Annotated in this window: 11 protein-coding genes; 6 read left to right on the plus strand and 5 right to left on the minus strand. The window is 44.1% G+C overall.

Annotated features, from left to right (window positions below):
- Nucleotides 1-65: 65 nt before the first annotated feature.
- Complete coding sequence (locus ACVBDU_RS18755) at nucleotides 66-1,175, plus strand: family 20 glycosylhydrolase (RefSeq protein ID WP_447181259.1); 1,110 nt, start codon at nucleotides 66-68, stop codon at nucleotides 1,173-1,175.
- Between the two features lie 16 nt (nucleotides 1,176-1,191).
- On the opposite strand, the gene ACVBDU_RS18760 is transcribed toward ACVBDU_RS18755, so the two are convergent.
- Nucleotides 1,192-1,620 carry a hypothetical protein gene (locus ACVBDU_RS18760; RefSeq protein ID WP_447181260.1) on the minus strand — a complete coding sequence of 143 codons (429 nt, stop codon included), beginning with the start codon at nucleotides 1,618-1,620 and terminating at the stop codon, nucleotides 1,192-1,194.
- A gap of 207 nt (nucleotides 1,621-1,827) precedes the next feature.
- Between ACVBDU_RS18760 and argS the strand changes: the two genes are divergently transcribed.
- Nucleotides 1,828-3,609: an arginine--tRNA ligase gene (gene argS / locus ACVBDU_RS18765; RefSeq protein WP_447181261.1), complete on the plus strand. Its 1,782-nt coding sequence runs from the start codon at nucleotides 1,828-1,830 to the stop codon at nucleotides 3,607-3,609.
- A 218-nt stretch (nucleotides 3,610-3,827) separates the two neighbouring features.
- On the opposite strand, the gene ACVBDU_RS18770 is transcribed toward argS, so the two are convergent.
- The gene (locus tag ACVBDU_RS18770) at nucleotides 3,828-4,739 is read right to left on the minus strand and encodes a DUF6607 family protein (RefSeq protein ID WP_447181326.1); all 912 of its coding nucleotides are present in this window, start codon (nucleotides 4,737-4,739) and stop codon (nucleotides 3,828-3,830) included.
- Nucleotides 4,740-4,894: 155 nt separating this feature from the next.
- Here ACVBDU_RS18770 and ACVBDU_RS18775 point away from each other — a divergent pair, with 155 nt between their 5' ends.
- Genes ACVBDU_RS18775 through ACVBDU_RS18785 form a run of 3 tightly spaced genes read left to right on the plus strand, consistent with a single transcriptional unit; the run spans nucleotide 4,895 to nucleotide 8,753 of the window.
- Nucleotides 4,895-5,341: a DoxX family membrane protein gene (locus ACVBDU_RS18775; protein ID WP_447181262.1), complete on the plus strand. Its 447-nt coding sequence runs from the start codon at nucleotides 4,895-4,897 to the stop codon at nucleotides 5,339-5,341.
- A gap of 33 nt (nucleotides 5,342-5,374) precedes the next feature.
- Nucleotides 5,375-7,531, plus strand: a complete 2,157-nt coding sequence (locus ACVBDU_RS18780; RefSeq protein ID WP_447181263.1) for a TonB-dependent receptor plug domain-containing protein — start codon at nucleotides 5,375-5,377, stop codon at nucleotides 7,529-7,531.
- Nucleotides 7,532-7,538: 7 nt separating this feature from the next.
- Complete coding sequence (locus tag ACVBDU_RS18785; protein ID WP_447181264.1) at nucleotides 7,539-8,753, plus strand: HmuY family protein; 1,215 nt, start codon at nucleotides 7,539-7,541, stop codon at nucleotides 8,751-8,753.
- 109 nt (nucleotides 8,754-8,862) lie between these two features.
- Here ACVBDU_RS18785 and ACVBDU_RS18790 read toward each other — a convergent pair whose 3' ends face one another.
- From ACVBDU_RS18790 to ACVBDU_RS18800, 3 genes are all read right to left on the minus strand, one after another.
- Nucleotides 8,863-11,430, minus strand: coding sequence for a TonB-dependent receptor (locus tag ACVBDU_RS18790; RefSeq protein ID WP_447181265.1), 2,568 nt, complete (start codon nucleotides 11,428-11,430; stop codon nucleotides 8,863-8,865).
- Entirely contained in the window at nucleotides 11,387-12,301 is a 915-nt protein-coding gene (locus ACVBDU_RS18795; protein WP_447181266.1) for a FecR family protein, read from the minus strand. Before ACVBDU_RS18795 ends, ACVBDU_RS18790 begins: the two co-directional genes overlap by 44 nt.
- 151 nt (nucleotides 12,302-12,452) lie before the next feature.
- Nucleotides 12,453-12,965, minus strand: coding sequence for an RNA polymerase sigma factor (locus ACVBDU_RS18800; RefSeq protein WP_447181267.1), 513 nt, complete (start codon nucleotides 12,963-12,965; stop codon nucleotides 12,453-12,455).
- 248 nt (nucleotides 12,966-13,213) lie between these two features.
- Between ACVBDU_RS18800 and ACVBDU_RS18805 the strand changes: the two genes are divergently transcribed.
- Nucleotides 13,214-13,951, plus strand: coding sequence for a hypothetical protein (locus ACVBDU_RS18805; RefSeq protein ID WP_447181268.1), 738 nt, complete (start codon nucleotides 13,214-13,216; stop codon nucleotides 13,949-13,951).
- Nucleotides 13,952-14,359: the final 408 nt, after the last annotated feature.

The following is a 14,359-nucleotide window of genomic DNA, read 5'->3' on the forward strand; positions in this document are numbered from 1 at the left end:
ATGATGAAAAAGATTTCTTTTTTTAAGGGAAATTGTGTAAATATCACAGTCAAAACACTGTTACTATGAAAAAAATATTATTCCTGCTTTGTTCGCTTTTTGTCAGCTTTTCTGTCTTTTCTCAACAAAGTGCAGACCGTGTTTTACCGGTAAGGGGACTTGCCATAGCTGCACCGGATCCGGACGGACTGGATCGTTTTTTACGTTTTATAGATGAGGAACTTGCACACCATGAGGTGAATACGCTTATTCTGAGAGTGGATTACAACTACCGGTATACCTCCCATCCGGAGTTGGTTGATGATAAAGCCCTTTCCCGGAAAGATGTGAAGCGTATAGTAGACGTTTGTAAAAAGCACGATATCCGTATTATTCCCCAGATCAATCTTTTGGGGCACCAGTCCTGGGCGGGTTCCCTGGGTAAGCTTCTTCAGGTATATCCCGAATTTGACGAAACGCCCCATGTAAAAATACCGAAAAACTACGAGTGGCCAAATAAAGACGGATTGTATTGCAAAAGCTACTGCCCGTTACACCCGGAAGTTCACGAAGTGGTCTTTGCACTGGTAGATGAAATAACAGAAGTATTCGAAGCCGATGCCTTTCATGCCGGTATGGATGAGGTTTTTTATATAGGTGAAGAAAAGTGTCCGAGATGTGGCGGAAGGGATAAGGCGGAACTTTATGCCGGGGAGGTTACTGAAATCCGGAATCACCTGGCGGAAAAAGGGAAAAAACTCTGGATATGGGGAGACCGGCTTATCGATGGTAAAACAACCGGGATAGGTATGTGGGAAGCCAGTATGAACAATACGCACCGGGCCATAGACCTGATCCCCAAAGATGTGGTGATATGTGACTGGCATTACGAGCGTGCCGATCCTACCGCGGTATACTTTGCCATGAAAGGTTTCGATGTAGTGACATGTCCCTGGCGTAAGGAGGAAGTGGCGAGAATGCAATTGAATCAAATACTGGATTACCGGGCAAACTCCACACCGGAAATGAAAGAAAGGTTCCGTGGGATGGTACATACCGTATGGACCGGGGCCGATAATTTCCTGGATTTATATTATGAAAAAGTAGAGAATAAAGATGAGCAGGGAGACCAGGCAGGTTGTTTCAAAGCCTTGTTTGAAGCTATAAAAGAAGTGCAAAACGATAGGGGTAGGTAATTCAGATCTTCCGTTTTTATAGGTCGTCTACAAAAGTAGGGTAGCTGTCTGATTTGGACTTGAGTATTTTCTTGATAAAATCACGCCCCTCTTCATTTTTGACATCTATTTTTACGTGATAATCATCTTTGTGGATCGCATAAATATCGGTGTTTATCTTGTGGATGGAAAGTTTGTGATAAGGAATAACGAGGATATATTTGTCCAGGATGGCATAAAACCGCAGAATAATTCCCCCGGGCCTTAATTCTATGGTACACGAGGTGCTGATGGCCTTGTTCAAGATAAGCAGGTTGTGTAGCTGTACGGAAGACGATACTATATCCATTTTCGGGGAGTGTACCCCTCCGATCTTTACTCTGTCCGCAATAGTACAGGGTTTGCCTACTGCCTTTTCAATTTTTTTCTTGTTTTTGGTCTCATTACAGGAAGCATAGAGAAGCATGGGAAATTTTTTATAAAGATACTCTTTTTTTAGATACAAGATATTAGATATGAGACGTGAGATAGGGGATCGGATCGCGTCTTTGGGAATAGAGATAATTGTTTTTATACTGTGATCCTTTAATTCCGAAAGCAAATCTGAAATCTGACATTTAAAATCCAAAGTCTTTTTATCTTTGCACGCCTGTACAGGACAAAAAATATGTAGATGGACATACAAGACCTTATTATTACCAACGTAAAAGAAGCCGTAAAAAAGATATTTGATGCCGAACTCGAAACGGTAGAACTACAGCCAACCCGAAAGGATTTCGAGGGAGATGTTACCGTAGTTGTTTTTCCCATGCTTCGCCAGATCAAAGGTAACCCACAGGTTATCGGGGAGCAGATCGGAAAACACCTGGAGGAAAACATAGAAGAAGTGGCACGCTTTAACGTGGTTAAAGGGTTTTTGAACCTGGTGATAAGCGACAGGTATTATTTGGATTTCTTTCATGAGATAAAAGACCGGGAGAATTACGGATACGTCACTCCCGACCCGGAAGGAAAAGCTGTTTTGGTGGAATATTCTTCCCCCAACACCAACAAACCTTTGCACCTGGGACATATACGGAACAACCTTCTCGGATATTCGGTAGCGGAGATACTCAAAGCGGCCGGGAAGAAAGTATATAAAACCCAGATCATTAATGACAGGGGGATACACATATGTAAGTCCATGCTGGCCTGGCAAAAATTCGGGAATGGTGAAACTCCCGGATCTACGGGTCTCAAAGGAGACAAATTGGTAGGGAATTACTATGTATTTTTTGATAAGGAATATAAAAAGGAAATAGAAACCCTTGTTACGGAAGGCATGACCAGGGAAGAGGCGGCCAAAAAAGCGCCACTTTTGCTGGAAGCCCAGGAAATGCTGCGGAAGTGGGAAGCGGGAGACGAAGAGGTTGTTAGCCTTTGGAAAACCATGAACCAATGGGTGTATGACGGATTTGAGATTACCTACAGGAACCTGGGGGTGGACTTCGATTCTTATTATTACGAAAGCAATACCTACCTTTTGGGTAAAGACGTGGTGGAAGACGGCCTGGGCAGAGGAGTATTTTATAGAAAAGAGGACGGAAGCGTATGGATAGACCTTACAGATGAAGGCCTGGACGAGAAGATCGTTTTGCGGGCAGACGGCACCGCGGTTTACATGACCCAGGATATCGGTACGGCGATTCAACGGGTAAAAGACCACCCGGATATCGGGGGCATGGTATATACCGTGGGGAATGAACAGGATTATCACTTTAAGGTACTTTTCCTCATATTGCAAAAACTCGGTTATGACTGGGCGCAGAGCCTGTATCATCTGAGTTATGGCATGGTGGATCTGCCCAGTGGAAAAATGAAGAGCCGGGAAGGAACGGTCGTGGATGCCGATGACCTTATTGTGGAAATGACAGATACTGCCGAAGATATTTCCAGGGAACTGGGGAAACTGGATGGTTATTCGGAAGAAGAAAAAAAGGAATTATACCGGATTATCGGTCTCGGGGCCTTAAAGTACTATATCCTTAAGGTAGACCCGAAAAAGCGGATATTGTTCAACCCGGAAGAGTCTGTAGATTTTGCAGGGAATACAGGGCCATTTATACAATATACGTATGCTAGGATTCAATCCATATTAAGAAAAGCGGAAGGGGCAGATTTCAGCCTGGGGGCAGGAGAAATTGAATTGCATGAGAAGGAAAAGGAATTGCTGAAACAACTCGAAGCCTTCCCGGAGATCATTGGTAATGCGGCCGAGAATTACAGCCCGGCAGTGATTGCCAATTATACGTATGATCTCGTAAAGGAGTTTAACTCATTCTACCAGAATGTTTCCATATTAGGAGCGGAAGAAGAAACCCGTAAGGGGTTCCGGGTTCAGCTTGCTAAAAAGGTGGGAGAAGTCATAGCGTCCGGCTTGTGCATGTTGGGTATTGATGTGCCGGAAAGAATGTGATGATGGGGTGAGAAGTTGGAAGCATGGAGTACGGAGCATGAAGCGTGAAGTTTGAGGAGTACCTGGTTGTAAGTCGGAGGTGAAGAGGAATGAGTTTTTTGGTTGTGGAGTTCCGGAGTTATATAACCCCCTCATCAACTCCAAAACTCCCCGACTCCAAAACTAAAAAAACCGCCTTGCTTGGGACAAGACGGTTCATAGTTAACCATAGATGAAAACTAATCCCGATAATTATCGGGAGCAATAAAGGGCACTATTGCATCTTTAATATCTTGGGCAGAAGCATTGGTGTCCATACCAAATAATACTTCGTACAATCTTTTGTCATTTGCTTTTGGGAGCAGTTTTAAAGTGGTTTTCCTTTCGAAGATCTCATCCCATTCCGCACGGACTCTGGCCCAGTAATCCTGGTTTTCTTTCCACCATTTTTTGGCGGGGTCACACTTGGAATCTTCTACTTTCCTGTAGTAGTTCATGCCTTTTTCCTGTGCGAGGACCGTATCTTCACCCTTATCATCTCTTATCACCTTATCATTGTCCTGCTCGTGTAACCAGCCGTAGTCGGTAATTTCCTGGCGATTGGTTCGCCTGGTAACATTGTAATCGTTTCTTTTGGTGTGTTCTCTTCGGGGAAGAGGAGCATCCGTGGTATTTTCCCAGTAATTCTTACCATCTACATGCACCCAGGTTGCCGAACCTTCGTAACGGGGGCTGTCATCTACCTGGTATACTTTCTGTGTCCATTGCCCTTTTACGTCGTCAGGGTCCAGTTTTGTATAATTCCACTGGTTGTCTTTATAGAAGGTATACAGGTCGGTATTTTCATAAAGCCAGTCCTGCCGCCAGTGTTTGATAATCATAGTGTCATTTACAATAAGAAGATGCTGCAGAACAATCTTATTGTTGTCTTCTTTTACCGGGGTTACCCATTCCAGGGCCCCTGCTTTATAGCGATCGTGAAATTCGTAGTCCTTGTCCGGGGCAAAAGTCTCGGCGAAATTAAAGGTTATTTCATAGCACCCGCACATGTCTTTAATAGACCGGATATCTTTTTCCTTTGCGGTCTGTGCATAGCCTGAGGCAATGAACCCGAATGCTAATAGTGCCTGAAGCAAAACGGAGTTTTTCATCATAATTTGTGGTTTAGTTTAAAATATTACAGATGACTTGTTATTCCGGAAATCATCCGGTGATCTGTGGACAAATTTAGTAATTTTATTTAGATTGAATAAAAATTAATTATATATTTGCTTCAAATTATTAATAATCATTCTAAATAAAACACATGGCTATAAAGATTATCCATATCGTGCTTCGGTTATTACTGGGGGGAATGCTGGCATATGGTGGCATAGCAAAATTCTCCAAGCCCATTCCGGAGCCGACCCAAATGATAGAACAGGTCCAAAACGGCGAAGACCTCACATCGGATATTAAGGTGCTGAAGATCCGGAATTACATTTTTGGGATGAAACAAACAGGGTATTTCTGGCCTTTTCTCGGGGTGGTGGAATTTCTCGCCGGGATATTGCTGCTCAGTCAGGTATTGGGTATCCTGGGAGCCATAATAGCCTTGCCCGTTACCCTTAATATATTCTTTTTTCATCTTTTCCTGGAGCCTGATGATATACGTGAGTTATTACAAACCGCAGGGTTGCTGGCTATAAACATCTGGCTGATCATAGCGGCCTATCCGAGGTGGAAACAAATAGTAATGGATAAAATATGGTGACCGGGGAATAACAAGATTTACTGCAAGAGAGCAATGATTACACATTTACACCAATATATTATACTACTTTTTTCAGGAGTACTGATACCGTTTTCGGCCCTGGCACAATCGCAGGCGGATACTACTTCTGTTGAGCTGAATGAACTTCAGGAGGTGATTGTTACAGATCAATTTAAAAGAAGAAATATCCCGGGAAAACTGTTTCCAGTAAGCCAGATAGACCGTCAGAGTATAGACCGGGTTGCCGGAAATAACCTGGCGGATGTGCTTCACTATTATTTGAATATCAATGTGGTTCCCGATGCGCAATCCGGAAGGTCTACCGTGCGGATGTTCGGTCTTAGCGGGGATTATGTAAAGATATTGGTAGACAATATTCCGTTGGTGAGCGATAATGGTTACGGCAATAACATAGATATAACCCAGATCAACCTGGATGATGTGGAACGCATAGAAATCGTAGAAGGAGCCATGGGGGTCCTGTACGGAGATAATGCCGTAGCGGGTGTTATTAATATTATTACCAAAAGAGGAATAGAAGGTAGCTGGAGGATACAAGCCGCGGTTCAGGAAGAAACGGTGGGAGGGGAATATGACTGGTCGCGGAAGGGAAGACACATACAGACCCTGAATATCGGTCATAATCTAACCGACAGATTGTATATTACCGCAGGATTCAACCGGAACGATTTTCAGGGATTTTTTAACGACTATCGCGGTAAAGACTACTTTAAAGTGCAGGGAAACAGTGTCGTCAACGACGGGTTAAGGGGACATGAATGGAATCCTAAAGATCAAATAAATCTTACGGGAAGCCTTAATTACACGGCCCCTGATTTTAGTTTCTACTACAAATTCGGATATCTGGATGAGACCCTGGATATATACAACCATGCGGTCAATGCCAGGATAGAAAACAACAACTACAGGATTACAGCCAATGACACCAGGTACAGTTCTTCGCGTTTCTTACACCAGTTTTACGCGGACGGAAAACTGAGATCCATGAACTATACGCTTTCTCTTTCCTTCCAGAAACAGGAACGCGATAACATGAGGTATATCTATAATGTAGGGGAAAAAAGGAAAGAGGAAGTAACCCTGGATATAACCGATCAATCCAGTGACTTGCTGTTTTCCAAAGGAACACTGAGCCGTATTTTTTCCGGATCGGACTTTTTTGATCTGGCCGTGGGGTATGAGTTTACCAATCAAAAAGGGTATGACGCAACCGCAAGCGGATATTCTGCGGATATCGTAGAAAACAGGCTGGAGAACTACGATGTTTTTGCTTCGGCGGATCTTAATTTCACAGACCGGTTTTCCCTGTATCCCGGGCTGCGCCTCAATAACAATTCCATGTACGACAATCATTGGATATGGGGACTTACCGCAGCTTTCAAACCTGCGGATGACATAGAATTGAAAGGAGTTTTCGGCTCCGCTTACAAAACACCTTCATTTACCCAGCTGTTCTATTATTTCGTGGACGCGAACCACGATGTCCACGGAAACCCTGATCTGAAACCGGAAGACGGTATATCGGTATTGCTTTCCGCGGAGAAAAAGTCAGACCTGAAGAAAGTTAAGCTTGTCAATGCCTTTAAAGGATTTTATTTCGATATAAAAGACAAGATAAACCTGGCTTTGGTCAGCGGCGACAATTCCGCGGGCAGTTTTCGCTATATGAACCTGGACAAACACCGGGTTTTGGGAGCTTCGCTGGAAAATACACTGTATTATAAAAATATGCGTGCAGGGCTGGGATTGAGTTACATCGGAGTATCACAGGAACTCGGTGACGAAAGTGATCCGAAAGATGACTACCTGTTTACGTTTACGGCAAATACATCATTGAGTTATACCGTCCCGTCCATACAGACCACATTTTTTGCCCAGTTGAAATATAATGGTAAAGAGCAGCAGTACGTACAGCAAACAGACGACTCCGGTGACGCCGTATATGTCAAAGGAAGGCAGGATGCCTTCACCTGGCTGGATGCCAGTGTTCACCGGACTTTTTTCAACAAACAACTGGAAATCACCACGGGAGCGAGAAACCTGCTCGATGTGGTTAGCGTAAATACCACCGCCATAGCAGGATCTGCACACGGTGCGCCTCCCGGCAATATTCTGCTGGGGTACGGAAGGTCTTTTTACCTCAAACTTTTGTATAATTTTAAATTCTGACCTAAATATGAAACGATTTTTTATTTCACAAATCCTTGTTACGGGTTTACTGATCGCCGGATGCAGCAGCGATGATGACAGTCCGGGAACAGCACCCGAAGTACCTGTGGTAGAATCCGCAACTGTTGATGTGGAGTCGGGAGGACCTAACCAGCCCAACCAGGTATACATAGACCTGAGTACTTCCGAAACCACGGTAGTAAAAAGAGATACCTGGGAACTGGGCTTTTATTCCGGTTCGCAAAACAGGGTGTTCCTCAATGCCGCTATCCTCGTTACGGCTGCAGAACTTCCGGAATTTACAGATATAGATGCGGTGAACAGCAATACGGTTTTTGAGACGTCTTTACAGTTAAAATCATTAAATCCAAACACGGGACAAACCCTGGATGTAAGCATACATAACGTAGAGGAACTCAAAACAGGGCTTCCCCTGGGTTATGGTATGTACGGGGACCTGGAAAACGAAATTTCTTTCACGGATAGTAAAGAAGGAACGTTGAGCGGGACCACAATTGCAGAAGTTTCTTCAACGGAGTCAAACAATAAGGTATATATCATTTCTGCAGGGAGTGAGATCCCGACGGAAACACCAGACCCCGGAGAGATATTGACTACAGGAGATCATCGGGGTTTCTATAAGATCCGCATACTGACCGACGGAAATAGTTATACCCTGCAATATGCCGAACTGGATGCTACCACCCATGAAGAAGTAGTTATTACCAAAGAGGATAGTTATAATATAAAAGCGTTTAGTATAGTAAACGGAACTGAGGTAGCTGTAGAACCTGCCAAAGAAGAGTGGGATATCAATTTTACCAGTGTATTTTCCTATTATGGGAGGAGTATGAGGGGATTGGTAGCAGGTGCGGCTTACTCGGATTATGCTTTGCACAACACTTTGGGCAATGTAGGGTTATATACGGTGTTTACAGCAGAAACAACAGATGGAGAAACGGTTGAGACCGGAGAACCCTCTTTTGAAGAATTTACCAGGGCGGATGTAAAAGAGTCCGAATTTGAATTTAACGACAGGGCTGTTATTGGCAGTGACTGGAGACAAACTGCAAGTTTCGGAGGTACGGCACAGGTAAGGAATGATAGGTACTTTGTTGTAAAAGACGCTGCCGGGAACTATTACAAATTACAGTTTACCGCCTTTATGAATGCTTCCGGACAACGTGGATACCCACAATTTAAATACGAATTATTAGAATGATGTTTTCATATCAATTATTTTGAAGTTAGTTAGTTTTTAAGTTTTTTATTTTTAGTTGCAGAAACCCCGGTAATTGTGCGTTACCGGGGTTTTGTATTCGGGTAATTCCTTAAAAGAAAACACGGAAGGTCATGTTGGGGGTTATACCGAGTGAAAGGTTTTCCACCCGTTGTATATCCGTACTCCGGTCGTCTTCGAGCCGGTAATAGATATCGAGGGTGTTCTTCTTGTTGAATACATTCAATATGGCTATACCTACGGTAGCATTCACTTTTTCACTCATGGCAAAGTTATAGGTAGAGGACAGGTCGGCACGCAGGAAACGGGGGAGCCTGTCGCTATTGGAACTGTTGTAGTTGATGGTATTACCCGTTTGCCTTTCCATGACTTCATTGCCCGCCTGTGGTGTGGTATACGGCCGCCCGGAATTCCAGTTAAGTCCTAGAGCGAGTTTCAGGTTGTTTATGATGTAGGTCCCGGCAAAGGAAACAGAATGGCGAATGTCGAGGTTATTCGGAAAAGAAGCCGGGTCAAGCGCTTCAAACTCGTAGTCGTTCATGGAATAGGTATAGCTCAGCCAGGTACTGTACCTCCCGGTTTTTTTATTGATGAGGAATTCCAGGCCTTTAGTCGTATAGCTTCCGGCGGTTCTCAGGTATTGTCCTTCGTTCTGAAATTCCTGTCCGGATGTGGTAATACCGTCCACCGTTTTAAAAAAAGCTTCCAGGCCCGTATAGAAACTGCTCCGGTTGTAATTGATCCCGATGGAAGCCTGTTTGCTCCTGGTTACGGGCAGATCGTCATTATTGGACAATATCCACCGCCTTTTTTCCACCCCGAGAAAATCTCTTTGCAGGTCAATGACCTGGTTCGTAACCTGGCTTCTCATTTCTCCCTGTAGTTCCAGGGCGAGCCGGCGATTGAGTTTTTGATGTATGTTCAGCCGGGGTTCGTAGATGTGTTTTTCAAATTTCCCGATGTAGTTTACCCGGAGCCCGGCCCTTATATAAGTCTTTTTCTGTGGGGACTGGTAGCTGACTTCCGAGAAAAAGGCATGGTTTTTTATCACATCCTTTTCTTTTACACGAAACCTCGGGGTGTTTATGTCGTCTGTATTGGTAATGCCCACTTCGTAAAACTGGTACCCGTTCAGAAGGTTTATAGTGTTGGTTATCTTGTAATTGGTGTGCATCCTTACACCGCTTTCCAGCACCTCGTTGTTCAGTATGAGCCGTTGGTCGGTAAAAAGAGTGTAGTTTACCGCATCGAGATTGTATTTGGTGTAATAGGCATTAACGGAAGACGTAAACCTGGCAGACCATTCGCTTTCCACACTGGCACCGAAAGCGAGATTTTGCTGGTCCAGCGTGCTCTGTTTGGATTCGGATGTGGAAACCGTGCTTTCATCGTATAAAAGACTGTTTTTGAACAGAATGGCATTTGCCCGTATTTTGTGTTTTTCGTGTGGGTCGTACAGGACTTTCAGGCTGGTATCATAAAAGAAGAAATTTTCATTTCGCTGAATATCTTCGGAGACTTCCTGGTTATCTATATCGGTTATTTTAGAATCCTGGAAAACCCGCTCAAAATAAGAGTTATATGTAGGCGTGGAAACCAAATCGGTAACGGAACGCCTGGCGGAGATATGTACGGCCAGCTTTTTGTCCAGTGGTATACGTGCAAAAGCATCTGCTCCGATGAGGTTAAACCCGCCACCCCCGGTAAAGGCATTATCGATCTCATTGGCGGAATACATGTCTATGGTACCGCTTACCCCGTCGCCATACAGGGCGCTTGCCCCGTTCTTTATTACCGATACGTTCCGGGTGAGATAAGGGTTAAAAGCGGAAATCAACCCGAAGAAGTGGCCGGACTGGTACATTTTTATACCGTCCCAGAGGATGAGGTTCTGATCGTGGGAGCCACCGCGTATGTTGATGTTGGATACGGTTTCATTGACGCTTTTTACCCCCGGCAGGGCCTGTATGGTGTGGAGGATGTCCGGTTCTGCCAACCCGGGAAGGATCCCGAAGCTTTCGGTGCTGATTCCTACACTCCCGTCCATTTTCTTTTGAAGTCCCGTAGTGAGGTATTGTTTAACCACAACTTCTTCAAGCTCCTGGTATTCGGGCTGGAGCAGCAGGGTCTTACAGGGAGTGTCTGTCCATTCGGCTGCATAGATATTCGTAGTCCTGTATCCCATGGACCGGATAAGGAGCTCCGTATTGCCGGAAATGTCCGAAAAATGGAAATTACCCAGGGTATCGGTCACGGCAAAGCGGTTATCCTTCGCTATCTCCACGGTGGCACCTACCACCGGGTCGCCGCTCAAAGCATCTTTTAACGTGATACAAAGTTCTGTTGTTTTCCGGGTAATGGCGTAGTACCGGCCGTCCAGTTTTCTGAAGATCAGTGAAGTTTGGGTCTCTATTTCCGTGAGGATCTCCGGAAGCTGTTTTTCAAGATCGGGAGGAAAAATTCTGTGTGAAGCAATATCTTCGTCAGCATAAGAAAACTTGATATGGAAGTGGTTTTCCAGCGCCGGTAATATACGGGCAAGAGATTCCTTGTCCTGGGCAACAAGGCCTGGAGAAAAGCAGAGGTAAAAGAGGGGTAACAAGGCCCCGACCAATCTAATTTTTATCGGTATATATGGTGATCTCGTCCTTTTTGCCATCCGTAAACTTATACTTTAGACGGAATGGCAAGGTAATACTTTTTAAGGCGGTTTCTATGTCCTTATTGCTAAAACTTCCGGTAAAATCGTGGTTTGCTTCTGCCCGGAAATTAATACGAACGTTATATTGTCTTTCGAATTCCTTCAAAACCAAGGTGTAAGGGACACTTTTAAAAGAGCTTTCCTCGCGCAGCCACGAGGGTTCGATTTCTATGGTATTTTCTGTTTTCGCTTCCTCTCCGTCCAGTGCCCTGAAGGTTCCGCCGGGTATGAGCTTTAGAGTGTCTTTCCGGTGGATTACCATGACCGCTCCCTTATAGCAGCTTACCTCAAAATAGTTTTTCCTGTTTTTTACATTGAATTCCGTACCCAGGACAGAGACTGTTCCGGCAGAGGTTTTAACGTCAAAAGAACTACCGTTGGCCACTTTAAAGAAGCCTTCTCCCTCCAGTTGAACCTCTCTTTTTTCATTCCATTTTTTGTCGCTGTATGTCAGCACCGACCCGGCGTTCAATATCACCCGGGATTCATCCGGAAGTACAAGGATTGTCTTTTCTGCATTGGCAGTGGAAATGACGGTGTCTTCTTTGCGAAGGAAAATATAAGAAACCAGGACAATGCTGATTACGGCGGCTATCTGCGCAAAACGTTTCCAGGGATAAATTCGCCGGACCCCGGAAGAAGAATGCTGCCTGGCCTGCTGTATTTTTTGCAAAACAGCTTCCTTGTCAAAGGCCGGAGCCTTTAACCTGCCGGCATAGGTGGCGATCTTCTCGTAAGCATGTAAATCCCCGGATCTTTTCAGGGTTTCGAGCTCCTCTTCTGAAATCTCACCGCTAAGCCATTTTGCTAACAGGATATCGTTCTTCATTTCTGGTATTTAGTCATTTAACAGTTTTGAGGGCAAAAACCCTACCTCCCGGGATTTGCGAATTGTGATTTACGATTTACAATCTGTTGTTTTCAGGGTAACATCTTAGTGGTTCTTCTGGTCTGTAATCCAAAATGTGTAAATCAAAAACCTATATCCCTTCTATTTCATTTCTCAGGCTTACCAAAGCTTTGTGTATCCTTTTTTCCACTGCCTTTACCGATATGCCCAGGGTTTCTGCTATTTGTACATACTTCATGCCGTCTATCCTGTTCATGAGGAAAGCCGTTCGTTGTGCTTCGCTGAGATTGGCAATGGCCGTTTGCAGCTTGTTCATGTACTCTTTTTCTTCCAGGACAAACTGCGGGCTTTCCCGGTCTACATCACCGTTTTTTTCCTTAGCATAATGAAGCACCACTTTTTTGTGGGCCACTATATTCAGAAACAAATTATTGGCAACCGTAAATAAAAAAGCCCTGGCCTTTTCAAAAGGTACCTGGTTACAGTTCTTCCAGAGTCGGACAAAAGATTCCTGTACAATATCCTCCGCTTCCTTGCTGTCCCCGCATTTGTAATAAATAAAGTTGTTCAGCGTTTCCGCATAGGTATTGTAAAGAGAGGTATATGTCTTTTCCGAGCATACCGGGCTGTCTTGTCGTAGCATAGATCTAACATCTGTCTAGCAACAAAGATATTTATTTTGGAAATAGAAGGAAAGCCCGGTTGGCTTTAAACAGAAGAAAAATTTTGGTATCCGGAAAAAGTAATATTTATTTTATTCTTCTTTTGGGACTTGTTTACTGCCAACTGTCTGTGTACATTGCAGTCACATACTGTGATATCGAATATTAAATCTATAACCTGTCAATGCCTTTCCGGGCTTTTTTTCAGGAAAAAATAAAAAAAAATGAAATGAGGGGTAGGGTATTTGCGATTACAACTGTTTTAATGACGAAATACGCCGGGAATATAGAGAGAGGTTTCCCGGGAAACCTTCGGGTAGTATGGATGACGTTCTTTTTATTTTTTTCCTGCCAGAGCGAAGTGAGTGAAATGATAGGGGAAGATCCTGACCTGGTTATTACGTCCGGTTCCGAAATGGCGGTGTGGATTCAAAGAGCTACGGCCAATAACGGAAGATCCGATGATTTTCTGGACGGGTATAGCTGTGGCACGGTAAAGCTTCCGGTAGCAGTGTCCCTCAACGGGGCGGTACGGATGATCAACAATGAAGGAGACCTGAGTATTGTCAAGCGGATAGTGGAAGAATTGGAAATACCGGTTACATTGCAATTTCCCGCAACGATATTGTCCAGGGGATATACGGAGATAAAGGTGAATTCCAGTGAAGAGTTTACCATGCTGAAGGAAATGTGCGAGGATACTCCGGAAGACCGCATTACCTGTATCAATTTTCAATATCCGCTGGAAATGCTGACGTATAACGCCAATAACCAGTCCAACGGTAGCGTTACCTTAGAGAATGACGGGGACTTTTATAAGTTCATAGACCAGATAGGTAATCTGCATACCAGTATAAATTACCCTTTGGTAGTAGAATATTCTACCGGGGAAGAGACGGAAATAAGCACAAACCGCGAATTGATCTCCGTAGTTAAAGAAGGCAAAAATATATGCAACGGTAAATAACAAAGTGATCAGGAGTGAGTTTACAGAGGATGAAGTCGGATTTGGAAAAAATAAAATGGGTTACCGGATTTAAAGTAATGAACTTAAAAATATACAGATATACAGTTGATAGTTTGGTTTAACAATCTGTCTATTATTTTTTACCAATAAAATTATCAACTGTAAAATTTAGGTTGTTTGGATTGAGCTGTCGGGTAGGGGTGCCTGGCAGCCAGAAAAGAGGCCATTTGGCCTCTTTCTCTTTTTATAATAGTCCGGGTAGCAGGAGTCTTTTAGTTCTTAGTCCCGGAGTTCGGAGTTAATTCGCGCCCCCGGCTAAGGGCGAATTGCATCTTTCAGCCAGGGCAAAGGCAGCTGAGTGCTCAAACGAAGCCCCGGTTATTACACAACATGTTTACAGATATCTAT

Source organism: Sinomicrobium endophyticum (assembly GCF_052983315.1).